Here is a 23,476-nt window from a genome sequence, read left to right as displayed (position 1 = left end):
CAACCATCCGATAAGGAGAGGGAGCTGTTAGCCCCTGCTCTGTTGAAAGTAAAGAGGTCATCTCAGCAACCATCCGATAAGGAGAAGGAGCTGTTAGCCCCTGCTCTGTTGGAAGTAAAGAGGTCATCACAGCATACTCGATCGATCCCTCATCCAAGCATTTCCAGCCCACTCGATCGGTCCCCTCTCCCTGTGGGAGAGGGTTAGGGTGAGGGGTAAAATATCTACTTCAGCGCTCCAGAAAGGAACTGCTGCAAACGCGGGCTCTTAGGGTTACCAAACAACTCCGCAGGTGGCCCCTGCTCTTCAATCAGCCCCTGATGCAGGAAAATGACGTGGCTGGAGACATGGCGCGCAAACTCCATTTCGTGCGTCACCACCACCATGGTTTTCCCCTCTTCCGCCAATTTCTGCATAATGCGCAGCACTTCGCCCACCAGTTCAGGATCCAGCGCCGAAGTCGGTTCATCGAACAGCAGCACCTCCGGCTCCATTGCCAACGCCCGGGCAATGGAAACACGTTGCTGTTGCCCGCCGGAGAGGTGCACCGGGTATTTGATTTGCGCCCGCGCATCAATGCCAACCTTATCCAGATAGCGCACCGCCCGTTCACGCGCCTCGGCCTTGCTCAGCCCCAATACCTGGATTGGAGCCTCCATCACATTCTCCAACACCGTCATGTGGCTCCACAGGTTGAAATGCTGGAACACCATGGTCAGGCGGGTACGCAGCAACTGCAGCTGTTTCTTGTCAAAGACTCTAAGCTGGCCATCCTTGTCGCGCACCATGCGAATATTTTCATTATTCAGGCTGATGGTGCCTTCGCTGGGCTTTTCCAGGAAGTTGATGCAACGCAGAAAGGTACTTTTACCGGAGCCGGAAGAACCGATAATGCTAATCACATCGCCCGCATTGGCCGCCAGGGAGACCCCTTTCAGTACTTCATGGTCACCATAACGCTTGTGCAGTTCGGTGACGGCTAATTTTTGTTCAGGCATGGTGGATCCCCGTCATTCATCGATGAGTTACGTGTGCCATCCAGCGTTTTTCTGCCCTGCGGAACAGGCTGATCAACGTATAGGAGATAATCAGATACAGCACGGCCGCAATGCCAAAGGCATAAAACGGCTGGTAGGTCGCCGCGTTGATATCGCGGGCCACCTTCAACAGGTCCGGCACCGTGGCGGTAAAGGCCAGTGCGGTCGAATGCAGCATCAGAATAACTTCATTGCTGTACGCCGGTAATGCCGAACGCAGCGCAGAAGGCAAAATAATGCAGCGATAGAGTTTAAAGCTGGAAAACCCATAGGCCCTGGCCGCTTCAATTTCCCCATGCGGCACCGAACGAATGGCCCCGGCGAAAATCTCCGTGGTATAGGCACAGGTATTCAGCGTTAGCGCCAATATGGTGCAGTTCATCCCGCTGCGGAAAAACGCATTGAGCAGTTCGGTACCCCGCACGATTTCCAGGCTGTACATACCGGAATAAAACACCAACAGTTGCACGTACAGCGGCGTACCGCGGAAAACATAGGTATACAGCCACACCGGGTAGCGTACCCAACGGGTGGAAGAAACCCGAGCTACTGCCATAGGGATGGCCAGCAGCCCGCCCATGACCACCGAGGAGATCAGCAACCACAGCGTCACCGCCACACCGGTATAACGATAGCCATCGGTCCACAGCAGTTGCTGCCAATACTGATGCAGGATATCGATCATAGTTCGGCCCTTTTGACGCCCAGTGAATAACGCCGCTCAAGCCACAGCAACACGCCGTTGGAAATCGTGGTGAACAACAGATACACCAAGCCTGCGACAATGGCGTAGAAGAAAGGCTGATAGGTGCCCTTTCCTGCCAGCTGCGTGGCCTTTACCAGATCGTTGAGTCCAAGAATGGAGACCAAGGCCGTCGCCTTGAGGATCACCTGCCAGTTGTTGCCGATGCCGGGTAACGCGAAGCGCATCATGGCCGGAAACAGAATGCGGCGGAAAATCTGCCCGTTGGAAAAACCGAAGGCGGTAGCCGCCTCGATCTGACCACGAGGCACCGCCAGGTAGGCTCCCCGGAAGGTTTCGGTAAAATAGGCTCCGTAGATAAAGCCCAGGGTAATGATGCCCGCCCCCAACGGATCGATATCAATCTGTGAGAAGCCAATAAACTCCGTCACATGGTTGAGGGCAATTTGCAGACCGTAGAAGATCAACAGCATCAACACCAGGTCCGGCACGCCACGGATCAAGGTGGTATAGGCACCAAAGATCGTGGAAATAACAGGGTTTTGCGAAAGTTTACCGCCAGCGCCGATCAAACCAATCACCACCGCCAGCAATACGGAGCTGAGGGCCAGCTCCAGCGTCACCAGAGCCCCCTCAAATATCAGTTGGGAGTAACCTTGTAGCATTTACGTCACCCTGTCGTCATTGAGCACGTCATGACACTCCAGCCAGAACAGGCCCGGAAAACCGGGCCTGTTGTCATAGAGAGTACCCGACAGGAATTAGCCGCCGTAAACGTCAAAGTCGAAGTATTTTTTCGCGAACTTATCGTAGGTGCCGTCTTTGCGCATTTCGGCAAAGGCTTTGTCCAGTGCCGCTTTCAGCTCGGTTTCATCCTTGCGCAGGCCCATACCGGTGCCGACACCAAAGAATTTATCGTCCTTCACCGACTCACCGGCAAACTCGTACTCTTTGCCTGGAGGCTGTTTCAGGAAGCCTTCGCTCGCGGCGACTTCATCTTGAAACGCTGCGTCAATACGCCCGGAAGCCAGATCCGCATACACCAGATCCTGATTCTGGTAAGGCACCACGGTCACGCCTTTTGGCTGCCAGTTGGCGTTAGCAAAAGCTTCCTGGGTGGTACCCTGCAATACGCCGATGCTCTTGCCCTTCAGCGCATCGACGGTTGGCAGGATCTTGGAGCCTTTTGGTGCGATCAGGCGTGAGTTGGCCGCAAACAGCTTATCGGTAAAGGCAATTTCCTGCTGGCGTTTTTCGGTAATGGACAGAGAAGAGATGATAGCGTCGATTTTCTTCGCTTTCAGGGAGGGGATAAGCGCATCAAAATCGCTTTCCACAAAGATACACTTGGTATTTATGCGTTTGCACAGCTCGGTGGCCAGATCGATATCGAAGCCAACCAGTTGACCCTGCGCATTTTTCGACTCAAACGGCGCATAGGTGGGATCGGTACCGATTTTCAGCGTGGAAGGTAATGCGGCGAATGCACTGCCAACCGCGCTCAAAGCCAAAACTAAAGGGAGAACTTTAACAAGCTTTTTCATAATTACCCTCAAATGGATATTTTTGCCGATGCCACTACGGGCATTACTTTCATCACACACAGGATCTGCAGTAATCATGCCACTTTGTCATTAGCGAGCGCGGGGAACGGCCACGCTCTGTTCAAAGCTCTTCCCAGAGGCAACGAACGACAAAATGAACGGCAAACTCGGGCTTCGCCATGGAAAACCTACAAGTTACTGAAACAGAGTGCATGGGGAAGCAGGATCATTATGATGCATCAATCGCACTAAATCAGTGCGATGTTGCACAAATGTATAAATTTGAGGGTGAATTAGTTAATTAACGCCTTGCCAACGCGTGAAGAGATCTTGCGACAGTTCGATGTCAAACTGGTCGATAACCCGATTAACGGTCTGATCGATAATATCATCAACGGTTTGCGGACGATGGTAGAAGGCCGGTACCGGCGGCATAATCACCGCCCCCATCTCCGCTGCCTGGGTCATCAGCCGCAGATGGCCCAGGTGCAACGGCGTTTCGCGCACGCAGAGCACCAGTGGCCGACGCTCTTTGAGGACCACATCGGCGGCGCGAGTCAGCAGCCCATCGCTGTAACTGTTGACGATGCCAGATAGCGTTTTGATTGAGCATGGCAAAATCACCATCCCCATGGTTTTGAACGAGCCGGAGGAAATGCTGGCGGCAATATCACGCGCATCGTGCACCACATCGGCCAAGGCCTGAACGTCACGCAGGCTCAGAGAGGTTTCCAACGCCAGCGTCTGGCGTGCCGCGTTGCTCATTACCAGGTGGGTTTCCACCTCTTCTACACCACGCAGCACCTGCAATAAGCGCACGCCGTAGATAGCGCCGCTGGCGCCGGAAATACCGATAATGAGTCTTTTCATCAAGCTGGCCTTTGTCGGGAAATATGCCGTAAGGATAGCCGAATAGGGGCAGGTTTGGCAGCAAACCTTCGTGGATTCAAGGTGGGAATAAAACAATGCACCGTAACCAACGCTACGATGCACCGTTTTGGTGAGGCACGTGGGGGGCTTTAGCCCTCGTTATGCATCTCCAGATTTTCTGCTTCCGTCTGGCCGCGCAACGCTTTGGCATCGTCATTACGCAACGTTTCCAGATATTCCAGATAGCTCTGGTCAACGTCTTTGGTCACGTAAATGCCGTTAAACACCGAGCATTCGAACTGGGCAATGTCCGGGTTCTCTTCACGTACTGCGGCGATCAGATCATCCAGATCCTGGAAAATCAGGCCGTCGGCACCAATAATCTGGCGGATTTCGTCTACTTCACGCCCATGGGCAATCAGCTCCGTTGCGCTCGGCATATCGATACCGTACACGTTAGGGAAGCGGATCTCCGGTGCGGCAGAAGCCAGATAAACCCGTTTGGCCCCAGCGTCACGCGCCATCTCCACGATCTGCTCTGAAGTGGTACCACGGACGATGGAGTCATCAACCAGCAGCACGTTCTTATCGCGGAATTCGGCACGATTGGCGTTCAGCTTGCGGCGTACCGACTTACGGCGAGCCTGCTGGCCCGGCATGATGAAGGTGCGGCCAACATAGCGATTCTTGACGAAACCCTGGCGATACGGTTTATCCAGAATACGGGCAATCTCCAGCGCGATATCGCAAGAGGTTTCCGGGATCGGGATCACCACGTCAATATCCAGATCTTCCCATTCGCGCGCAATCTTCTCACCCAATTTCTGCCCCATACGTACGCGGGCGCTGTAGACGGAGATCTTGTCCATAAAGGAGTCAGGACGGGCAAAGTAGACATACTCGAACAGGCACGGATTGGTTTTTGGGTTCTCCGCGCACTGGCGAGTGAACAACTGGCCTTTTTCGGTGATATACACCGCTTCGCCCGGCGCTACATCGCGCAGGAAGTCGAAGCCCAAGGTATCCAGCGCCACGCTCTCAGAGGCTACCATGTACTCACAGCGGCCATCTTCCAGCTCACGTTTACCGATCACCAGCGGGCGAATGCCGTTGGGATCGCGGAACGCCACCAGACCGTGGCCGATAATCATGGCTACGCAGGCGTAAGCACCACGCAACTGCTGATGCATCGCGGCAACGGCGGTAAAAATGTTGTCGGATTCCAGTGGATAATGCGGGAAACGGTCAAGCTCGGTGGCCAGCACGTTCAGCAGGATCTCGGAATCGGAAGTGGTGTTGACATGACGGCGGCCACGTTCAAACAGCTGTTGGCGCAGTTCGTGGGCGTTGGTCAGGTTGCCGTTGTGTGCCAGCGTAATGCCGAACGGCGAGTTGACATAGAAAGGTTGAGCTTCTGAAGCGCTGGAGCTGCCAGCCGTTGGGTAACGCACATGGCCAATGCCCATGTTGCCCTGCAGGCGCAGCATATGGCGGGCTTCAAATACATCTTTCACCAGACCATTTGCCTTGCGCAGGCGGAACCCATTATGGGCATCAATAGTGACGATGCCAGCGGCATCCTGTCCACGATGCTGGAGCACCATCAATGCATCATAAATCGACTGGTTTACCGGCATAAAACCGGCGATACCGACAATACCGCACATGTTGTCTTTTCCTCTAAGCCGCTACCGCCCCGGTAATTGGGTTGGTAAGAAACTCGACGTGCTTTGCAGATAGTCAAAGAACCATCTGATGATGTAACTGAACTGGGGGATCAGCTGTGACTGTTTCCAGTCCGCACTTTGCGACAGGGTGGTAAAGGTATCCAGGAAGAACAGTATCGCTGCCACGATCAACACGCCGCGCAGTGCGCCGAAACACACGCCCAGCACCCGATCGGTGCCCGATAATCCGGTTTTCTCTACCAGTGACCCAATCACATAGTTAACGATAGCGCCCACAATCAGCGTTGCGATAAACAAAATGGCAATCGCAATGCCGTTACGTACCAGCTCATCTTCAAAACGGGTGAAGTAGGCTGCAAGGTATGGGTAGAAATGGCTGGCAACAAAGAACGCACATCCCCATGTCACAAGTGACAATGCTTCGCGAACAAAACCTCGGATCAGGCTCACCAGAGCCGAAAATCCAATCAACGCTAAAATGACGTAATCAATCCAGACCATGAACTATTCCAATGATGAATCGCCCCTGCATCCAATCGCGGCGAATTCTAACAGAAAAAGAAAACGTTTGCGTAGCGGATTTCCCACCACGTAACAAATAAAAAACGGCGATCTTAAAATTGCTAATCGCCGCGCCTACATAGGATATCCGGCCCCTGAAAGGCACAATTTTAGTGGTGATTTGGCAATCCCCTCCTTGAGCACTGGCCCCTCACCCTAACCCTCTCCCACAGGGAGAGGGGATCGTCCGAGTCGCGGTTAGCGGTTGTGACACAATTCCAACTTCCCCGTACCTTCTCCAACAGGGAGGCGGATCGTCCAAGTTACGGTTAGCGGTTGTGACACAATTCCAACTTCCCCGTACCTTCTCCCACAGGGAGAGGGGATCGTCCGAGTCGCGGTTAGCGGTTGTGACACAATTCCGACTTTCCCCGAACCTTCTCCCACAGGAAGAGGATCGTCCAAGTCACGGCTAGCGGTTGTGACACAATTCCAGCTCCCCCATACCTTCTCCCACAGGAAGAGGATCGTCCGAGTCGCTGTGAGCTGCTGTAACACTACTCCAGTTCCCTCTTGATATTTTACAAGGGCATAGGAAAAACTACTGGCTTATACCCTATGGATTTCGAGTTGCAGCTAGGCGCCAAGCTATCTCATCCCCAGTCACTTACTTTAGTAAGTGACTGGGGTGAGATAGTGCAGGTAACAACGCTGCAGCTTGAAAGACGACGGGTATATCAACGTGCGCTATACGCCTTCACCTGCCCGCTCAACCCACTGATCCCATTCAGCTCTGCCAGCGAAGCTTGCAGCTTCTGCTTCGAGGCATCAGGGCCAACGTAGATGCGGGTGATCTCACCCTGCACCGGCGTGGATGGCACGGTATAAGCCCGGTGCCCAGACAGACGCAGCGAAGCGACGATCTCATTGACCTTGGCAGCATTCTTCAACGCCCCCAACTGCACCACATAGGCCTGACCAGCCGGTGCCTTTTCTTCAACCGCAGGTTTGGTTTCAGGCTTCGGTTCCGGTTTTACTTCCGGCTTTGGCTCTACCTTTGGCGGTGTTGGCACCGGCTTAGGTTTCACTTCCACCGGCTTCACTTCCACCGGTTTAGGTTCCACTGGCTTAGGTTTAGTTGGCTGAACCGGTTTGGTTTCGATGGGCGGCGGAGCCACAACCGCAGGCTGCTGCGGTTGAGTAGTTTGATTAGCCGCCTGCTGGGCGGAAGCCTCGGCGGCGGCCTGCTGCTGCTCAACCAAAGCACCAGCCCCCTCCGGTGGAACCGAAGGTAGCGCCTGATTGGCCGGTGGGATCACGTCGATTTCATGAGCATCCCCCGGTTTGGGCACCAACGGGATCGCCGCAAACTCATCCTCATAATGCTTCTTTTTGCCGTCAAGCAGCCCCGGCAGGACAATCACCCCCAGGGCAACCAAAATCACGGTTCCAACCAGTCGATTCTGAAATTTACTTGCCACTCACACTCCCCGCCTCTCGTCTAACGCCGCCATCACGTGGGCAACAGTGTGGAAAGACCCACAGACGATCACAATATCCTGAATATCCGCGTCCTGCATAGCCTGACGCCAGGCAGTTTCGACATCAGCAAACTTGCGTGGTTCCGTTAAATACTGTGCCAGCAGCTCAACGCTGGCTCCGCGCGGGCCTTCCAGCGGCGCACAATACCACTCGTCCACCTGTTCGCTCAGGCAGGCCAGCGTACCGGCAATGTCTTTGTCCGACAGCATCCCCACCACCGCGCGTACTACACCGCCATTGCGGGGGAGTTTCTCCAGCCGCCCAGCCAGATAGGCCGCAGCATGAGGGTTGTGGGCAACGTCCAGGATCAGCTGCGGGTTCTGCTGCACGGTCTGAAAACGCCCTGGTAAAGCGGCCTGTTGTAGACCGGCAAAAATCGCCTTCTCGTCGATTTCCAGCGCCGAATAGTGCAGCGCAGCCAATGCCGTCGCCGCGTTCGCCAAGGGGACGTTTGGCATAGGGAGATCGGTCAGACGTGTGCCGCCCCCTTCCCATTGCCAGCGTTCGCCCTGTTCGCTGAACGACCAGGCTTCATCACGGCGGTACAACTGAGCATTGAGATCTTCCGCTACCTGCTGGATGCTATGTGGCATATCCGGCTCACCGACCACGGCAGGCTTGCCGCCACGGAATATCCCCGCCTTCTCGCGGCCGATGCTTTCACGATCGTGGCCTAGCCAGTCGGTGTGATCTAACGCAATGCTGGTCACCACGGCAACGCTTGGCTCAACGATATTGGTCGCGTCCAGACGCCCACCCAGGCCCACCTCCAGGATCACTACGTCGAGCCTGGCCTGCCTAAACAGCTGTAACGCCGAAAGCGTGCCAAATTCGAAATAGGTCAGCGAGGTTTCCCCCCGGCCAGCTTCAATCGCGGCAAAGGAGCGGCTGTGTTCAGCCTCACTCAGCTCTTCACCCTGTATGCGCACCCGTTCAGTGTAACGCACCAGATGCGGTGAACTGTAAACCCCGACCCGCAGCCCGGCGGCCAGCAAAATGGCCTCTAACGTGCGGCAGGTGGTGCCTTTGCCGTTAGTACCGGCAACGGTAAATACCGTAGGGGCAGGAGTGAGAAGGTCAAGGTGCGCCGCAACGTGTTGCACACGCTCCAGGCCGAGTTCGATCGCCTGGCTATGCAGACGTTCCAGATAGTAAAGCCACGAGCTCAATGGCGACGTGGCTTGGGGAATTTGGTGGTTTTGCATGAGTCCCATCACTGACTTTGGGTTCATAAATCCGTAAGACGCATCGCCCTGACGACGTCAAAAGCGATGCTCTTCGTTTCCCGCCGCAACTTAGCCACAAAATGACGGCGGAACCCGGCGCAGGCTTGCACCTATACCGGGTCTTTGTCTGCTCCTCAGGCGTCGGCCTGATTTTCCTGAGCGATGACCGGCGCGGCCTCATCGAAATGCGGCTGCGGCTGGTTGGTCAGCTTGGACAAAATGCTGGCCAGGGTCTGACGCATCACCGGACGGCGCACGATCATGTCGATGGCGCCCTTTTCAATCAGGAACTCGCTGCGCTGGAAGCCCGGCGGCAGTTTTTCACGCACGGTTTGTTCAATAACCCGTGGCCCGGCAAAGCCGATCAGCGCTTTTGGCTCGGCAATGTTGATATCGCCCAGCATCGCCAGGCTGGCGGACACGCCACCCATGGTCGGATCGGTCAGTACCGAGATATACGGCAGGCCACGCTCTTGCAGCTTGGCCAACGCGGCGCTGGTTTTCGCCATCTGCATCAGCGACATCAGCGCTTCCTGCATACGCGCACCGCCACTGGCAGAGAAGCACACCAGCGGGCAGTTATCTTCCAACGCCTGTTCAACCGCACGCACAAAGCGCGCACCGACTACGGAAGACATCGAACCGCCGATAAAGGCGAATTCGAAGGAGGCTGCAACAATCGGCATGCCATACAGCGTGCCCTTCATCACCACCAGCGCGTCTTTCTCGCCGGTTGCTTTCTGTGCGGCAACCAGACGATCTTTGTACTTTTTGGAATCCTTGAACTTCAGAACGTCTTTCGGCTCCAGTTCGCTGCCCAGTTCCACTTCACTGCCTTCATCCAGCAAGGTATGCAGACGCATACGGGCTGACATGCGCATGTGGTGGTCGCACTTGGGGCAGACCTCAAGGTTACGCTCCAGTTCGGCACGGTAAAGGACCTGACCACAGCTATCGCATTTGGTCCAGACCCCTTCAGGAATGCTCACCTTACGGGTTTGCGTAACATTGCTTTTGTTGAGAATTCGTTCAATCCAGCTCATCGATGACCTTTCTGTTTGAACCTCGCAGACACCCGTCCGCTGTTCATGCCTTAACAATCCTCCCGCAACACACCCCATGCAAAAATGCCGAGCTAAGCGCAACAGGTGCGCTACCAAGGCATTGGCTTCAGGGTCGTTCACGGGAACAGACCATAAATGTCGCTCATTAAACCATATCGGCCCGATTGTGTGGACAAAAAACTGGTCGAACCGACGGGTTAAGCGGTGTTTTTACTGTTTTTGTTGACGGGCAGCCGCGCGTTTATGGCGCCAGATTTCAATAATGCCCGGCAGAATTGAAACCAGGATGATGCCAACAATCAACAACTTCAAGTTTTCCTGCACGATCGGCAAGTCGCCAAACAGGTAGCCAGCATAAGTGAACAGCAGCACCCAAAGTAGCGCACCAATCACGTTATAGGCAGCAAAGTGGCGATAGGACATATGCCCCATACCGGCCACGAACGGCGCAAAGGTGCGCACGATCGGCACAAATCGTGCCAGAATAATGGTTTTTCCGCCGTGTTTCTCGTAGAACTGGTGGGTCTTGTCCAGATAGCTACGACGGAAAATTTTCGAGTTCGGGTTGCTGAACAGCTTTTCGCCGAACAGCCGACCAATAGTGTAGTTGACGGCATCGCCAATCACCGCCGCAATCACCATCAACGCCACCATGGTATGCACGTTGAGATCGTTGGAAGGCAACGCGGCCAGCGCACCGGCGACAAACAGCAGAGAATCCCCCGGCAGGAACGGCGTCACCACCAGCCCGGTTTCACAAAACAGGATCAGGAACAGAATACCGTAAACCCACATACCGTATTGCGCGACCAGTTCGGCCAGGTGCACATCAATATGCAAAATAAAATCAATCAGAAACTTGATGATGTCCATAAACACTCTCAATTGACCAGGTGTCTCTCTCACCCGGCGTTGGCACCAGTAAATAACGCATTAATCTGCCAGCCTGCCAGTTAATCGTCGGCTAAAAACAGCGGCCCCATCGGCGGCCGGGGTAAGGCAAACGACTCTGGATAATCAACCGCGACCAGATACAGGCCTTCAGCCCGTGCGGTAGCGGCCGCCAGGCTGCGATCTTTGAGCGACAACAGCTCGCCCATCCAGTTCTCATCCTGATTGCCACAGCCAATCTCCATCAGGCTGCCAACAATGTTGCGCACCATATGATGGACAAAGGCGTTGGCCTTTATATCTACCACGATATATTCGCCGTAGCGCGTAACCTTAACGTGTTTTACGTTTCGCCACGGCGTGCGTGACTGGCATTGCACCGCCCGGAATGAGGTAAAGTCGTTTTCCCCCAGCAAGGCCTGCGCGGCACGATGCATGCGATCGGCGTCCAGCGGATGATAAAAGTGCGTCACCCCCTGCTGCAAGACCGCAGGGCGATAGCGGTGATTATAAATAATGTAGCGATAACGCCGCGCGGTGGCGCTGAAGCGAGCATGAAAATCGCTGCTGACCTCTTTGACCCAGCGTACCGCGATATCCGGCGGCAAATGGCTATTCACCCCCATGGTCCAGGCGGCGTCTTTACGCTGTGCGGCGGTTTCGAAATGCACCACCTGCCCGGTAGCGTGCACTCCGGCATCGGTTCGCCCGGCGCAGAATACGCCGATCGGCGCATCCGCCACCTTGCTTAACGCTTTTTCCAGGCAAGCCTGGACGCTGGTAACCTCTTGCTGACGCTGCCAGCCGTAATAACGGCTGCCGTCATACTCAATCCCCAGCGCAATTTTCAGCATTGGCTGGGTTGGCAACTCCACCTCGGACATCAGTACATCTGCTCCTGCAACAGCCGTTCTGCGGTTTCGATCGCCATCAACGCGCCGCCAAAGCGCACGTTATCGGCCACCGACCAGAACTGCAGCATCTCGGGGATACCGTAATCATTGCGCAGACAGCCAATGCTCAGCATATCGCTGCCGGAAGCTTCGGTAACCTGGGTCGGATAGTCGTCTTCTTCGCTCAGTTGAATATCTTCAGCCTGCTCCAGCTCGTGGCGAGCTTCTTCTGCCGCGATTGGACGCAGCGCTTCCAGATGCACTACTTGCGCGTGGCCGTAGAACACCGGCGACTGAACGCAGCTTACCGAAATCGGCAGCCCTTCATCCTGCAACACCTTACGCACCTGATCGACTATCAGACGCTCTTCACGCACGCTGCCCTGCTCATCGGTCATCAATGGCAGCAGGTTAAACGCCAACTGCTTGGCGAACACGCCTGGTTCTGCGGGGATGCCGTTCAGCAGACGCGCGCTCTGGCCTGCCAGATCGTCCACCGCCACCTTGCCGCGTGCCGAAACCGACATCAACGTGGTGACGTGCAAGCGGGAAAGCCCGGCCTGTTCGGTCAGCGGTTTAATCGCCGTCAACAGCTGGCTCACCATGCTGTCTGCCACCGCCACGATATTGCGGTTGCGGTAATCCGCCAGCACCTGCGGGTTAACGCCAGGCACCACCAACGGCACGTCCGGCTCAAGTGCAAAATGGCCGCTGGTGTCGATCACCAGGCAGCCCATGTTGCCCGCATCATCGGCGTAACGGGCCGCAGCTTCACTACCGGCAACAAAGAACGCCAGTTGCGCCTGCGACCAGTCGAATTCTTCTACGTTTTCCACCAGCAAGGATTTGCCGTTGAAACGCACCGTAGCGCCAGCACTGCGCTCGCTGGCTAAAGGAAAGAGTTCACCCACCGGGAACTGGCGTTCCTGTAGCAATTCCAGCAACGCTTCACCTACTGCGCCAGTGGCACCGAGCACAGCGATATTCCAGCCGTCAGACATTGGGTTTCTCCAGAGTATTTGATTCAAATGCAAACGGGCGATGCAGTCACCGCCCGATAAACTTTACCGCCAATTGCCTTAAGGCAACCTTATGCTCGCCCTGCTACAGAACGCCGAAGCCCAGTTTGTGCAGCAGTTCCGCACTGGCGCTGTCATCGCACTGCACCCGCAGTGAAGACCACTCCCGGCGTTCCTGATAATGCTTGCGCAGGCGATCGAACTCACCCGGCAGCCCGGCAACCTGCCGCAGCGGCGCATCATCGCGGCGCACATCATACACCAAGTGCATCAATCGTTTTAACTTGCCTTCGTCCAGCGGCCCATTGAGGCGGATTTCGCTGAACTCTGGCACCGGCAGCAGCGAGGCCAGCTCGATAGCTTGCGGCTGCCCAAGATGCTGGGCGAAGGCTTCAAACACCTGCGTGGTGCCGCGCGCCTTACCTTCCAGCGTGTAACCGGCGATATGGGCGGTGCCGATATCCACCCGATCCAGCAACGGCACGCTGAGATCCGGCTCCGGCTCCCACACGTCCAGTACCGTACTCAATCGCTTACCTCGCTCCAGCACGTTAAGCAACGCGGCGTTATGTACCACGGCACCACGGCAGGCGTTGATCAGAATGCGATCGTCGGGCAAGGCATCCAGCAGATCCGCGTTGGCCAGATGCAACGATTTATACGGGCCGGTCTTGTTCAACGGAGTATGGAACGTCAGCACGTCGGCCTCTGCCACCAGCTTTTCCAACGGCCAAAATTCGCCGCTGTCCCCACGATCGGCGCGCGGTGGATCGCACAGCAGCGTACGCACGCCCAAGGCTTTCAGACGAACGTCCAGCCGGGAGCCAACGTTACCCACCCCCACGATCCCAACGGTTTTATCACGCAAAGAGAAGCCATCGCGCTCCGCCAACAGCATTAATGACGAAAGCACATACTCCACCACCGCAATGGCATTACAACCAGGCGCGGCCGAGAAACCAATCCCCGCCTGCTGCAACCACGCCTCGTCCACATGGTCGGTACCCGCCGTAGCGGTGCCAACAAAACCGATCTTGGTGCCAGCCAACAGCTCCTGATTCACTTTGGTCACCGAGCGCACCATCAAGGCGTCGGCTTCGGCCAGCGCATCGGTTGGGATCGGGCGGCCAGGCACGGCCTGCACTTCCCCCAAGCGGCTAAACAAATCCACCGCATAGGGCATATTTTCATCAACCAGTATCTTCACGTCACTCTCCGACGGGTATAGGTAAGCAGTAGCTGCAAAATAGTGTGCCACCGAATGGCTTAGAAACCCAAGCTTGTTATGCCCGGTGAAATAGCGATGTTTTTCTTCTAAGCTTTATTGAGTTTTTTCCGATAATTATCACGCAAGGAGGCGAACCTTCGCGTTAGCGACCGGCTAACGGGCAGAAACAAATCGAAAATCAAAGGTGTTAACCATGAAAAAAGCGACACTTGTTCTGGCGATCGTTGCAACACTCACAGCCGTAGGCACCGCTCAGGCTGAAAACATGACTACACAAGCATTGGCCACCTGGCCTGCGATAGCGGTAAAAGACTCCGCCAGCCAATTGGTCGTTACGCCCATTGGCAGCCTGTATTTCCAATATGCTGAAGGCGTCAAGCGCTTCAACAGCCAGCAAGGCGTGTTCGACGTAGCTCTCGAAGGCGAAGGAACCGCGATTAAACTGACCGCCAAACTGGTTTCCAATACCCTGACCCAGTTGGGCACCTCCGGCTCTACTCTGGAAGTGGGGGTTAAACACCACGGCGCGGCGATAACAAAAACCGCTCAAACCACCCTGATTGATACTTCTGCCGGTATGTCAGGCGGTAACCTGAGTAAACTTGCCAACGCTGACAAGCAGCCTGGCCGCCAGAGTGCACAAGACCACTTCGATTTCAATATCATCGGTGCGACGGCTGACGGCACGACCCCAGTGACCGATTTCAGCACCTTGCCAGCAGGTACCTGGAGTGGTGATGTGAACGTTCGGTTCGACGTAACCTGGGCCAGTTGATGTCGTATTGGGATTGTCATGCCCGGCGGAAACGTTCTGGCGTGGTGCCGGCGATCTGCTGGAACATCACAATAAACGCGGAAGCCGAGCTGTAGCCCACATCGAGCGCCACATCCTGCACGGTTTTCCCCTGTTCGAGCAGTGAGAGCGCATGTAAAAAACGCAGGCGCTGCCGCCACTCGCTAAACGACATGCCCAGTTCCTGTTGGCAACGGCGCGAAAGCGTCCGTTCGGTGGTATACACCTTGCTGGCCCACACCGCCAATGAGGTGTTGTCCGCAGGGCAGCGTTCCAACGCCTGTAACACAGGCCCCAAAAACTTGTCTTGCGAGGTTGGCAGATAGGTCTGTTGAACCGGGGAAATCCGCAGTTGGTCAATCAGCACCCGACACAGGCGCAGATCCTCTTCGCTAGTGGGCTCGAGCATTTTACGCCCCAGACAATCTTCAACAATGGCGCTGAACACCGGCGAGACATTGATCAAACAGGCCTCTTCTGGCAACCCGGCGCACAAGGATTTGGCGATATTGATGGTGCGGAACAGCACCGGTTTGCGGTTATGGCTGGAATGCTCCATTCCCGGCGGCAACCAGACGGCAAACTCCGGCGGGGCCAAAAAGCGCTGCCCGGCAATATTCAGCGCGATCACCCCGGTTTTGACGCAAATCAGCTGCCCCCAGTCGTGGCTGTGCGGCAGATATTCGGTATCTGCATTGGTTTCTTCGCAGCGGAAAAACAGCGTGCGCGGAGCAGCGACGTCTGCGGTGGGATAATTACGGGTTTCGGCCATGGTGAAGTTGTCTTGATTTCGCGAAATGCTGTCTGATTTTGACTATATATAATAAACCGGACACGGGTAGACTAGCCAGCATGTTATCAGTTGTTGAGAATTATTATCATGAACGTGCTCTTTCCCCTGCTGGCGGTGCTGATCTGGTCGATTAACGCCGTGGTCAGTAAAGTATCGGCAACCGCCATCGATCCGGCGGCCATCTCCTTCTATCGCTGGGCATTGGCGCTGATCGTGCTCACCCCTTTCGTGCTGCCGGGAGCGCTCCGCAATTGGCCAGCCATTCGCGCCCACTGGTGGAAGCTGATGATCCTCGGCCTGCTGGGGATGGTGCTGTATCAAAGCCTGGCCTATTACGCCGCGCATAGCGTCAGCGCGCTATTTATGGGCATCCTCAACTCCCTGATCCCGCTGCTGACGGTGTTAATCGGTATCTTTGTCCTGCGCGTCGCCCCCACCGTGGGTATCGCACTGGGTAGCATCCTGTCTCTGGGCGGGCTGGTGTGGCTGGTTAGCGCGGGGCAACCGGGGCTGCTGCTGCAACACGGCATTGGCAAAGGTGAACTGATGATGTTCGCCGCTTCGGCCTCCTACGCCCTGTACGGCGTGTTGACCAAACGTTGGGCGATCCCGTTACCCAACTGGCAGTCGCTGTATGTGCAGATCGTGTTTGGCGTGGTACTACTATTGCCGAACTTCCTGATGGCGCATGACGTGCAGCTGACTAGCCAGAATATCCCGCTGGTGCTGTTTGCCGGTATCCCTGCTTCGATTGCCGCGCCGTTCCTGTGGATCCAAGGGGTGATGCGCCTGGGTGCCAACAAGGCTTCGATCTTTATGAATCTGGCGCCGGTGTTCACCGCGATAATTGCGGTCCTGTTCCTGCATGAACAGTTGCATAGCTACCATCTGATTGGTGGGGGTATCGCCCTGCTGGGGGTGATCTTGTCACAGCGCTTGCGCACACCGTTGGGGCGCAGAAAAAGCACCGCTAATTTATAACCAAATCGGGCGGGGTTAACCCCGCCCGGCTTATTTATTGACGCATTCCCTCAAGCGCCTGCTCCAACGCCGTAATATCATCGCTGGCCAACAATGGCTGGATGCTGGCGAACGCCTCGGCGGACAAAGCGTAAATCTGCAACGCGAGTAAACGCTCGATTGTCTCCGCAGAAAACCGCCGTTTAATCATCCGGGCCGGATTGCCGCCAACGATAGCGTAGGGCTCGACATCCGCAGTCACCACGCTACCGGCGGCAACTATCGCCCCTTCGCCAATCGTCACGCCAGGCATCAGCATGGCCCGCATCCCGATCCAGCAGCCGTCGCCAAGGCAGGTATCACCTTTAGGCAAATAAGACGCCTGGATGGTTTCCATAAAGGGATACAGGCTCAGCCAATCAATACGATGGGTATGATTCCCGCCCATCAGGATCACCGCTTCGGCACCGATACAGACATAATCGCCAATGTGCAACCTGTCTAGCTGCCCCAGGGGCTCCCACTGCTGGCTGACCGCATCGCCGTGCAAATAGCGCACCACGGAACGTTCAAAGCTGTCATCCCAGCAATGGCTGTAATAACTGTGGGTTCCCTTGATCAGGATATTGGGGTTGGTTACCGTCTGGTGGAGTAATTCTACTTGTGACCAGTGTTTCTCAGTCATGGCTTCTTCTCTTAATTTCTTGCAAGAGCCACGGAACGTAGTGTCTGTGGCAGCGTTTTCCGTTCATAAAACACTGCCCAATCAAGCGATAAGCGCTCGTTTTAACCTTGGATTATTTATCATTTGCTGTGTGCACCCTGTTGTTTCGCTGCCAATGGTAACAAACCGGCGCAGAAAGCCAAGCCTACTTCGCTTTTCTCAGCATCAATACCCCGCCCATCACCAGCGCGCTACCCAGTAGCTGTAACTGGTTCATGTTCTCTCCCAACAGGAAATAGGCAATGACCGCGGTAAACACCAGCTCCAGCGACAGGATCAGGTTGGCCACCGCCAGCGGCAGGGTTTTCAGGCTGATATTGTACAGGCCAAAGCCCAGCAGCGTTGGCCCGGCGGCCAGCGTGAGCAACAACAGCCAGCCACTCCACTGAATGCCTTGAACTCCCTGGGACAGAAACCACAGGTTCCCCGCCATGCCGTGAAATGCCGCCAAGGGGAAAAACGTCAACAAGGTGTTGAACAACCACTGGTACACGGAGGAAAAACCGAATACGTACAGGATGGTATTCCACACCGGGTAGCGCCGCTCGCTGGCGATACGCCCGCCGAGGGTATACAGGGTGTAACCAATGCCGGACAGCATGCCGACCATCAACCCCAACAGATCAAAACGGCTGTTGCCCATGCTGTCGCCGTTACTGACCAGGAAGCAGCCACCCAGGCTGACCACGATCACCAGCAATTCGCGCAGGCTGAGGCGTTCGTTGTACATCATCCAGCCCAGGAATACGGTAAAACCGACCGAGCAGTAGGTCAGAATGGTCGCCACCGAAGCGCCATTGAGCGCCACCGACAACGTCCATAAGCTGTTAAACAGCGCCAACAGCAAACCGTAGCCAGCGTAGAACGGCGCCTGTTCACGGCGCAGATAAGCCCATTGTGGTTTGAACAGCAGCAATAACGGTAACAACACCAAGGCCACCAGGGCCGCACGCCAGAAGGCCAGCACCAACGTCGGTAGATGGTAATACTCGGTCAGCGCGCGGATGATGATGGCGGTAAAGGCCAGCAGCATGGCACTGATTATGGCGATCACGTAACCCTGGTTGGTTCCCCGCAGGAGCCCTCCACTGACCACAACTGGTTCTGCTACAACACCTGACGGTAACGACATGACACCCTCAAAATTCCACCGCTTAATTCTCTGGCGGAGATTTTAACGCGGCCAGATTTTGCCACCATAGCCACTTTGCTACGATGTTGTGCAGGCCACTTTTATCGGTGCCAAGCCTTGTTACTCTGGGATATAGTGAAAACAGACTTTTTTGACCGGGCCAATTTCATGCACATTCCACTGGATCGTCAGCAGGACATTCCGCTGTATCTACAGATCGAAGAAGCGCTGCGTCGCGCCATTCTTGGCGGCACCTTTGCCGATGGCGATAAATTGCCGTCAACGCGCAGCCTGGCCGCCGAGCTTTCGGTCAGCCGCCTGACGGTGGAAAGTGCCTACGCCGAACTGACGGCCAAAGGATTGTTACAACAGCGGCGTGGCAGCGGCGCCTATGTCCGCCACCTGCAACCGGCCCCCATGCAGCAACGGCCAACATCCAGCGAGCTATTCCCTGCGGATCGCTTCACCACCACCACGTCGCGGCTGGACGGTTATCCGGATATTCCTTTGCCGGAGCACATCATCAACTTTGCCGCTGGCGTCGGCAGCCCCAAGGTGTTCCCGCTGGAGGCGTTCCGCAAGATCCTGCTGTCGATCCTCAGCCGTCATGCGGAAGAGGCCTTCAGCTATGGTGATTATTGTGGTTACTACCCGCTGCGCGACACGCTGAGTCGGATCCTGACCGCTCAAGGTATCCCCACCCGAGCCGAACAGGTGCTGATCACCAACGGCTCGCAACATGCCATCAGCCTGATTTTCCAGACGCTATTACGCCCAGGGGATACGGTGATTGTCGAAGAGCCCACCTATGCCGAAGCTCTGGGACTGCTGCGCCTGCACCAGATCAACATTGTTCCAGTGCCCAGCGATCGCCATGGCATGTGCGTTGAGCAACTGCCGGAGCTGATCGCCCGGCATCAGCCCAAAATGATCTACACCATCCCCAATTTCAATAACCCCACCGGGCGCTGTATGAGCGAAGCCCGCCGCAGCCGCTTGCTGGCGTTGGCGCAACAGGCCGGGATAGTGATCCTGGAGGACGATTTTGTTGGCGATCTGCGTTACAACGGTAAAAGCCTGCCGTCACTGCGCACCATGGCTCCCGCTGGCACGGTGATCTATGTCAGTACCTTCTCCAAAATGCTGCTGCCCAGTATGCGCATCGGTTATCTGGTGGCAGACAGCGAACAGTATCTGCAATTCTCACGGCTCAAGCACGTCGACAGCTTTACCAGCTCCAACCTGATCCAGCGCGCGCTGGACGCCTTTGTCACCGTTGGCAGCTACGACAAGCAGCTGCGCCGGGCGGGAAGGATATACCGCCAGCACCGTGATGCTATGGTGGCTGCACTAAGCGAGCACCTGCCACCGGGCTGTCGGTTTGAAATCCCTGCGGGAGGGCTGTTTATCTGGCTGGAATTGCCACCTGCCGTAAGCACCACAGCGTTGATGCCAATAGCCTGGCAACAGGGTGTCACCTTTGCCCGTGGCGAATGCTTTTATGTTGAGGAACAGCACGGCGCACATGGCTTGCGGTTGAATTTTGCCGCCAATACGCCGGAGCTGATTACCGAAGGGATCGCCCGGCTTTGCCGGGCGATTGTTGAGGTTACGGGGAATTAAACGCTGGCCCACCAGAGCCGCAGTTTCATGCCCCAATAGCTGGTCCAGCCGGTGGTGCTCTGCACCACCTTGCCCTGAGAGATCACCACGATGGTCGGCGTTACGCCAATCTGCCACTGCGCCGATAGCTTGCCCTGCTCATCGTTAACCACCGGCAGTTGCAACTTCTTAGCCGCCAGCCACTGTTCAACCTGCTGGTCATTGCCCGAACGCAGCGCCACGGTCATCACGTTACCGCCGTTTGCCACCAGTTTGGCCACGTAAGGCGTGGTAAAGCGGCAAACCCCGCACCAGCTGGCCCAGAAATAGACCAATAAAGGTTTATCCTGGCTGAGCTGCGCCAACGACACCGGCTCTCCATCCAGGGTCTCGAGCATTTGTTGGTCAAAGGTCAAGGGAGCCTGTGGGGCCCGCCACCAGTCCATGGCGAACGTCACGCCCAGCACGAGCAACAGCAAAATCAGCAGTTCGCGCGTCCAGCGCCGCAACCTAGCCATTTTTTACCTTCGCCAATTGCTGCTTCACTAACGCTTCCAGATCCTCATAAGACACCGCGCCCGGCAGCATCTGATCGCCAATCAGGGTAGCTGGCGTTCCCTGCACGCCAAACTGTTCAGCCAACTGCATATTGGTACGCAGCGTGGTCATGCTCTGCTCGCTAGGTGCAACCGGCTTAACCCCGGTTTTCTCTTGCGCTGCGGCGATGCTGGCGTTGTCATGAAAGCCTTTTTTCGCCATCAGGCGTTGATGCAGCGGCCAGAACTGTTCTGGATGCTGCTCCCAAGCCGTCAACGCCACCCGAGATGAGGCGATCGAGCTTTCTCCTTTGAACGGCAACAGCTTCACCACCACCGCCACATCGGGATATTTGTTGACGATCTTCTCCAACATCGGATCAAACTGCTTACAGTACGGGCAGTTGTAATCGGTGAAGGCTACCAGCGTCAGCTTGGCATTCTTGGCCCCCAACCTTGGGCTGGCGGGATCGTCGAACAGGATTTTGCTATTTTGCTCAATCGCCTGACCGAGTTGCTGGCCGTTGGTTTGCTGCTGCCAAGCATTAACCGCTTCCGCCAGAATATCCGGGTTAGAGACCAGCGTTTCGCGGATCAGCTCTTTGATCCGCACTTCCTGCTCGGCGGTGAAAGGAGCCGCAGCCCAGACCGGGGTGACAATCAGCAGCAGTAACATCAGTAACTTGTTCATTATTGGTTTCCTTTCGCAGTAGACAGAGCTTGCAGAACGGCTTCGCGAGTGAGCAACGGTGACAACACTTCGCCGTCTGGCGTGCCAGGGCCATAGATTTGGTTAAAGGGAACGGCAACGCTGCCGCGCTGTTGCAGGAAGGCCGAGATGCTTTCAGACGGGCGGCTCCAATCACCGCGCAGCGCGACCACATCCTCGGCGCTGAGTGCTTTTTGCACCTCGTCACGCAGCAATACGTTGTATTTATTCGCCTTGCAGGTCACACACCAGTCGGCGGTCACGTCGACAAACACCCGTTTGTTGTCGGCCAACGCCTGCACAATCGCCTGTTCAGAAAGCGGTTGCCAGGCGATGTTGTCGTGTAACGGCTGTCGCCACTGGTTGGCGGTCAACGATCCCACCAGCAATGCCAAACCGCCTACCACCAGCACGCTGGCCGTGGCGATCCCCGCTGACCGGGCACCTAACTGCTGCCACACCGCCAGCAATAAACCGAGCAACAAGATGGCACCGACAATCAGAGTCGGCTTCACGCCGATATGGTTGGTCATCAGGCTAAGCAGCCAGAGCGAAGAAACCAGCATCAGCAAGCCCAGCGCCAGCCTCATCCCGTTCATCCAGCGGCCTGGGCGCGGCAGGCGTAACGCCAGCGCAGGCCAGGCGGCAATCAGCAACCAGGGCAGGCTCATGCCAATCCCCAGAGCCACAAACATGCCCCAAAGCACCGGCAAAGGGGCCGCCAACGCAAACGCCACTGCCGTTCCCAGGAAAGGTGCCGAGCAAGGCGTTGCCAGCAGCGTGGCAAATGCTCCCTGCCAGAAATGACCGCTCAAGCCACGCCCGTTATGGGTGGCCAGCTTGGTATTCAACGAGGAAGAGAGTTGCAGGTGGAACAGGCCGAACAGATTGGCGCTGAACAGCAGCGTCACCAGCACCATAAAACCGATAAACCACGGGTTTTGGAATTGGATCCCCCAGCCCAGCGCGTGATTGCTCAGGCGCAACAGCGTCATCAACAAGGCCAGCGCCATGAAGGACACCACGATCCCCAAGGAAGAGGCCAGAAATTGCCAACGCACGCTACGCCGATCGCGCTGTTCGACCTGCAAGATGGAGCCTAGCTTCATCCCTAGCACCGGCAGCACACAAGGCATCAGGTTAAGAATGAAACCACCCGCTAACGCCATCAACACCGCTTGCCACAAGGGGAAAGCCGCCGTGGAGGGCAAAGCAAGCGGCCCGCCAATGGTCAGCGTTGCCTCCTGAGCGATCCCTCCATCGCTGATGACCAGCCGCAACTGTTTACCGCGCAGATCCGGAGCTGCGTCTCCCCAACCATCACTCACGGGAACTCGCGCTTGCAGACTCTCGCCATCACTGCTGACCGTTGGCTTGCCCAGATCGGCTCCTGCCAAGGTATCAAAGAACAGCTCAGGTTGTTGCCAGCCCGCGGTACGCTGCGCGCTAATCTGCAACTCACCGTTGCGATAACCGGCACGCAGGCTGTCCACCAGCCCGCTGGCAATCGGCACCTGCCCCATCGCCTGAGCAAAGTCGTGATTGAACTTTGGGTCAGACGGGATGGTGAGATCCAGTTTGAACGGATAATCGGTCAAGATGCAGACGTTGCTACAGGTGGATAAGGTAAGCCTCCCCGCCAGTTGCTGTGGCACAGCCCCCTTTAACACGATAGGCAGAGTTACCCGCTGCTGATAGCCCTGCGTCGAGATCCCTGCTACGTCAAAGCGCTGCGGCGTTGGCCAGAACCAGGTTGCCGGTGGTGGGTTGCCCTGCCAGGTGATTGCTGGCGCAATACCTCCTTCCCCTGGTGAGCGCCAGTAGGTTTTCCATCCTTTTTCCAGCTCAACAGCGAGCAGCACACGGGTTTCGTCCCCGTTGCTGGTGTCGGCACGCAGCCTGACTTGCGCATGATCGTTCTGCGGGCTTTGCAGCCAGCCGCTATCCGCTGCCTGTGTCGCAGGTAGCCAAAGCATTAACAGGCAAGCCAACGCTAGCCTGATGATATTCCACATAGTTGT

23 protein-coding genes are annotated in these 23,476 nt (G+C 56.2%); 3 read left to right on the top strand and 20 right to left on the bottom strand.

The window, feature by feature from the left end:
* Nucleotides 1–224: 224 nt before the first annotated feature.
* The 14 genes from hisP to pdxB form a co-directional block, all read right to left on the bottom strand.
* Nucleotides 225–998: a histidine ABC transporter ATP-binding protein HisP gene (gene hisP / locus ACX9GU_RS08415; protein WP_024485208.1), complete on the bottom strand. Its 774-nt coding sequence runs from the start codon at nt 996–998 to the stop codon at nt 225–227.
* A 16-nt stretch (nt 999–1,014) separates the two neighbouring features.
* Entirely contained in the window at nt 1,015–1,722 is a 708-nt protein-coding gene (locus tag ACX9GU_RS08410; protein ID WP_021178568.1) for an ABC transporter permease, read from the bottom strand.
* Entirely contained in the window at nt 1,719–2,405 is a 687-nt protein-coding gene (locus tag ACX9GU_RS08405) for a histidine ABC transporter permease HisQ (protein ID WP_021178569.1), read from the bottom strand. The genes ACX9GU_RS08410 and ACX9GU_RS08405 overlap by 4 nt, the downstream gene beginning before the upstream one ends.
* A gap of 96 nt (nt 2,406–2,501) precedes the next feature.
* Entirely contained in the window at nt 2,502–3,284 is a 783-nt protein-coding gene (gene hisJ, locus ACX9GU_RS08400) for a histidine ABC transporter substrate-binding protein HisJ (protein ID WP_037375624.1), read from the bottom strand.
* A gap of 297 nt (nt 3,285–3,581) precedes the next feature.
* A complete protein-coding gene (locus ACX9GU_RS08395; protein ID WP_473194445.1) occupies nt 3,582–4,154 on the bottom strand; it encodes a UbiX family flavin prenyltransferase in 573 nt (190 codons plus the stop codon).
* Nucleotides 4,155–4,303: 149 nt separating this feature from the next.
* Entirely contained in the window at nt 4,304–5,821 is a 1,518-nt protein-coding gene (purF, locus tag ACX9GU_RS08390; protein WP_021178572.1) for an amidophosphoribosyltransferase, read from the bottom strand.
* A 21-nt stretch (nt 5,822–5,842) separates the two neighbouring features.
* Nucleotides 5,843–6,343 carry a colicin V production protein gene (gene cvpA, locus ACX9GU_RS08385; RefSeq protein ID WP_021178573.1) on the bottom strand — a complete coding sequence of 167 codons (501 nt, stop codon included), beginning with the start codon at nt 6,341–6,343 and terminating at the stop codon, nt 5,843–5,845.
* Nucleotides 6,344–7,080: 737 nt separating this feature from the next.
* Nucleotides 7,081–7,824 (bottom strand): cell division protein DedD, encoded by a 744-nt coding sequence (gene dedD / locus ACX9GU_RS08380; protein ID WP_409486881.1) that lies wholly within the window; start codon nt 7,822–7,824, stop codon nt 7,081–7,083.
* Nucleotides 7,825–9,090 (bottom strand): bifunctional tetrahydrofolate synthase/dihydrofolate synthase, encoded by a 1,266-nt coding sequence (folC, locus tag ACX9GU_RS08375; protein ID WP_473194444.1) that lies wholly within the window; start codon nt 9,088–9,090, stop codon nt 7,825–7,827. It abuts the gene before it with no gap.
* A gap of 155 nt (nt 9,091–9,245) precedes the next feature.
* Nucleotides 9,246–10,154 carry an acetyl-CoA carboxylase, carboxyltransferase subunit beta gene (accD, locus tag ACX9GU_RS08370; RefSeq protein ID WP_021178576.1) on the bottom strand — a complete coding sequence of 303 codons (909 nt, stop codon included), beginning with the start codon at nt 10,152–10,154 and terminating at the stop codon, nt 9,246–9,248.
* Nucleotides 10,155–10,385: 231 nt separating this feature from the next.
* Nucleotides 10,386–11,048: a DedA family protein gene (locus tag ACX9GU_RS08365; protein ID WP_024485601.1), complete on the bottom strand. Its 663-nt coding sequence runs from the start codon at nt 11,046–11,048 to the stop codon at nt 10,386–10,388.
* A gap of 80 nt (nt 11,049–11,128) precedes the next feature.
* Entirely contained in the window at nt 11,129–11,950 is an 822-nt protein-coding gene (truA, locus tag ACX9GU_RS08360) for a tRNA pseudouridine(38-40) synthase TruA (RefSeq protein ID WP_473194443.1), read from the bottom strand.
* Nucleotides 11,950–12,960, bottom strand: a complete 1,011-nt coding sequence (locus tag ACX9GU_RS08355) for an aspartate-semialdehyde dehydrogenase (RefSeq protein WP_024485602.1) — start codon at nt 12,958–12,960, stop codon at nt 11,950–11,952. Before ACX9GU_RS08355 ends, truA begins: the two co-directional genes overlap by 1 nt.
* 103 nt (nt 12,961–13,063) lie before the next feature.
* Nucleotides 13,064–14,185, bottom strand: coding sequence for a 4-phosphoerythronate dehydrogenase PdxB (gene pdxB / locus ACX9GU_RS08350; RefSeq protein ID WP_473194442.1), 1,122 nt, complete (start codon nt 14,183–14,185; stop codon nt 13,064–13,066).
* Between the two features lie 214 nt (nt 14,186–14,399).
* On the opposite strand from pdxB, the gene ecpA reads away from it, so the two are divergent.
* Nucleotides 14,400–14,981, top strand: a complete 582-nt coding sequence (gene ecpA, locus ACX9GU_RS08345; RefSeq protein ID WP_473194441.1) for a common pilus major fimbrillin subunit EcpA — start codon at nt 14,400–14,402, stop codon at nt 14,979–14,981.
* Between the two features lie 16 nt (nt 14,982–14,997).
* On the opposite strand, the gene ACX9GU_RS08340 is transcribed toward ecpA, so the two are convergent.
* On the bottom strand, nt 14,998–15,771 hold the full coding sequence (locus tag ACX9GU_RS08340) for an AraC family transcriptional regulator (protein WP_024485605.1): 774 nt from the start codon (nt 15,769–15,771) through the stop codon (nt 14,998–15,000).
* Nucleotides 15,772–15,879: 108 nt separating this feature from the next.
* Between ACX9GU_RS08340 and ACX9GU_RS08335 the strand changes: the two genes are divergently transcribed.
* A complete protein-coding gene (locus tag ACX9GU_RS08335; RefSeq protein ID WP_473194440.1) occupies nt 15,880–16,773 on the top strand; it encodes a DMT family transporter in 894 nt (297 codons plus the stop codon).
* A gap of 34 nt (nt 16,774–16,807) precedes the next feature.
* On the opposite strand, the gene ACX9GU_RS08330 is transcribed toward ACX9GU_RS08335, so the two are convergent.
* Nucleotides 16,808–17,437, bottom strand: a complete 630-nt coding sequence (locus ACX9GU_RS08330; RefSeq protein WP_473194439.1) for a CatB-related O-acetyltransferase — start codon at nt 17,435–17,437, stop codon at nt 16,808–16,810.
* Between the two features lie 184 nt (nt 17,438–17,621).
* Nucleotides 17,622–18,608 carry a DMT family transporter gene (locus tag ACX9GU_RS08325; RefSeq protein ID WP_473194438.1) on the bottom strand — a complete coding sequence of 329 codons (987 nt, stop codon included), beginning with the start codon at nt 18,606–18,608 and terminating at the stop codon, nt 17,622–17,624.
* 168 nt (nt 18,609–18,776) lie between these two features.
* Here ACX9GU_RS08325 and pdxR point away from each other — a divergent pair, with 168 nt between their 5' ends.
* Nucleotides 18,777–20,231, top strand: a complete 1,455-nt coding sequence (gene pdxR, locus ACX9GU_RS08320; protein WP_473195140.1) for a MocR-like pyridoxine biosynthesis transcription factor PdxR — start codon at nt 18,777–18,779, stop codon at nt 20,229–20,231.
* Here the strand turns inward: pdxR and ACX9GU_RS08315 are convergent.
* The 3 genes from ACX9GU_RS08315 to ACX9GU_RS08305 are packed head-to-tail and all read right to left on the bottom strand — an operon-like array spanning nt 20,228 to nt 23,470.
* A complete protein-coding gene (locus tag ACX9GU_RS08315) occupies nt 20,228–20,728 on the bottom strand; it encodes a protein disulfide oxidoreductase (RefSeq protein ID WP_248944212.1) in 501 nt (166 codons plus the stop codon). The genes pdxR and ACX9GU_RS08315 overlap by 4 nt on opposite strands.
* Nucleotides 20,721–21,437: a DsbA family protein gene (locus ACX9GU_RS08310; RefSeq protein ID WP_422528441.1), complete on the bottom strand. Its 717-nt coding sequence runs from the start codon at nt 21,435–21,437 to the stop codon at nt 20,721–20,723. The genes ACX9GU_RS08315 and ACX9GU_RS08310 overlap by 8 nt, the downstream gene beginning before the upstream one ends.
* The gene (locus ACX9GU_RS08305; protein WP_473194437.1) at nt 21,437–23,470 is read right to left on the bottom strand and encodes a protein-disulfide reductase DsbD family protein; all 2,034 of its coding nucleotides are present in this window, start codon (nt 23,468–23,470) and stop codon (nt 21,437–21,439) included. The genes ACX9GU_RS08310 and ACX9GU_RS08305 overlap by 1 nt, the downstream gene beginning before the upstream one ends.
* Between the last annotated feature and the right edge of the window lie 6 nt (nt 23,471–23,476).

It is taken from the genome of Serratia sp. K1WW1, from assembly GCF_055790865.1.
The sequence above is the reverse complement of the archived record's forward strand: the minus strand, read 5'-3'. Positions and strand labels throughout refer to the sequence as shown.

What these genes read in the sequence shown, in the direction of transcription:
- hisP (WP_024485208.1), bottom strand. Translation starts at nt 998, where the DNA reads ATGCCTGAACAAAAATTAGCCGTCACCGAACTGCACAAGCGTTATGGT.
- ACX9GU_RS08410 (WP_021178568.1), bottom strand. Translation starts at nt 1,722, where the DNA reads ATGATCGATATCCTGCATCAGTATTGGCAGCAACTGCTGTGGACCGAT.
- ACX9GU_RS08405 (WP_021178569.1), bottom strand. Translation starts at nt 2,405, where the DNA reads ATGCTACAAGGTTACTCCCAACTGATATTTGAGGGGGCTCTGGTGACG.
- hisJ (WP_037375624.1), bottom strand. Translation starts at nt 3,284, where the DNA reads ATGAAAAAGCTTGTTAAAGTTCTCCCTTTAGTTTTGGCTTTGAGCGCG.
- ACX9GU_RS08395 (WP_473194445.1), bottom strand. Translation starts at nt 4,154, where the DNA reads ATGAAAAGACTCATTATCGGTATTTCCGGCGCCAGCGGCGCTATCTAC.
- purF (WP_021178572.1), bottom strand. Translation starts at nt 5,821, where the DNA reads ATGTGCGGTATTGTCGGTATCGCCGGTTTTATGCCGGTAAACCAGTCG.
- cvpA (WP_021178573.1), bottom strand. Translation starts at nt 6,343, where the DNA reads ATGGTCTGGATTGATTACGTCATTTTAGCGTTGATTGGATTTTCGGCT.
- folC (WP_473194444.1), bottom strand. Translation starts at nt 9,090, where the DNA reads ATGCAAAACCACCAAATTCCCCAAGCCACGTCGCCATTGAGCTCGTGG.
- accD (WP_021178576.1), bottom strand. Translation starts at nt 10,154, where the DNA reads ATGAGCTGGATTGAACGAATTCTCAACAAAAGCAATGTTACGCAAACC.
- ACX9GU_RS08365 (WP_024485601.1), bottom strand. Translation starts at nt 11,048, where the DNA reads ATGGACATCATCAAGTTTCTGATTGATTTTATTTTGCATATTGATGTG.
- truA (WP_473194443.1), bottom strand. Translation starts at nt 11,950, where the DNA reads ATGTCCGAGGTGGAGTTGCCAACCCAGCCAATGCTGAAAATTGCGCTG.
- ACX9GU_RS08355 (WP_024485602.1), bottom strand. Translation starts at nt 12,960, where the DNA reads ATGTCTGACGGCTGGAATATCGCTGTGCTCGGTGCCACTGGCGCAGTA.
- ecpA (WP_473194441.1), top strand. Translation starts at nt 14,400, where the DNA reads ATGAAAAAAGCGACACTTGTTCTGGCGATCGTTGCAACACTCACAGCC.
- ACX9GU_RS08340 (WP_024485605.1), bottom strand. Translation starts at nt 15,771, where the DNA reads ATGGCCGAAACCCGTAATTATCCCACCGCAGACGTCGCTGCTCCGCGC.
- ACX9GU_RS08335 (WP_473194440.1), top strand. Translation starts at nt 15,880, where the DNA reads ATGAACGTGCTCTTTCCCCTGCTGGCGGTGCTGATCTGGTCGATTAAC.
- ACX9GU_RS08330 (WP_473194439.1), bottom strand. Translation starts at nt 17,437, where the DNA reads ATGACTGAGAAACACTGGTCACAAGTAGAATTACTCCACCAGACGGTA.
- ACX9GU_RS08325 (WP_473194438.1), bottom strand. Translation starts at nt 18,608, where the DNA reads ATGTCGTTACCGTCAGGTGTTGTAGCAGAACCAGTTGTGGTCAGTGGA.
- pdxR (WP_473195140.1), top strand. Translation starts at nt 18,777, where the DNA reads ATGCACATTCCACTGGATCGTCAGCAGGACATTCCGCTGTATCTACAG.
- ACX9GU_RS08315 (WP_248944212.1), bottom strand. Translation starts at nt 20,728, where the DNA reads ATGGCTAGGTTGCGGCGCTGGACGCGCGAACTGCTGATTTTGCTGTTG.
- ACX9GU_RS08310 (WP_422528441.1), bottom strand. Translation starts at nt 21,437, where the DNA reads ATGAACAAGTTACTGATGTTACTGCTGCTGATTGTCACCCCGGTCTGG.
- ACX9GU_RS08305 (WP_473194437.1), bottom strand. Translation starts at nt 23,470, where the DNA reads ATGTGGAATATCATCAGGCTAGCGTTGGCTTGCCTGTTAATGCTTTGG.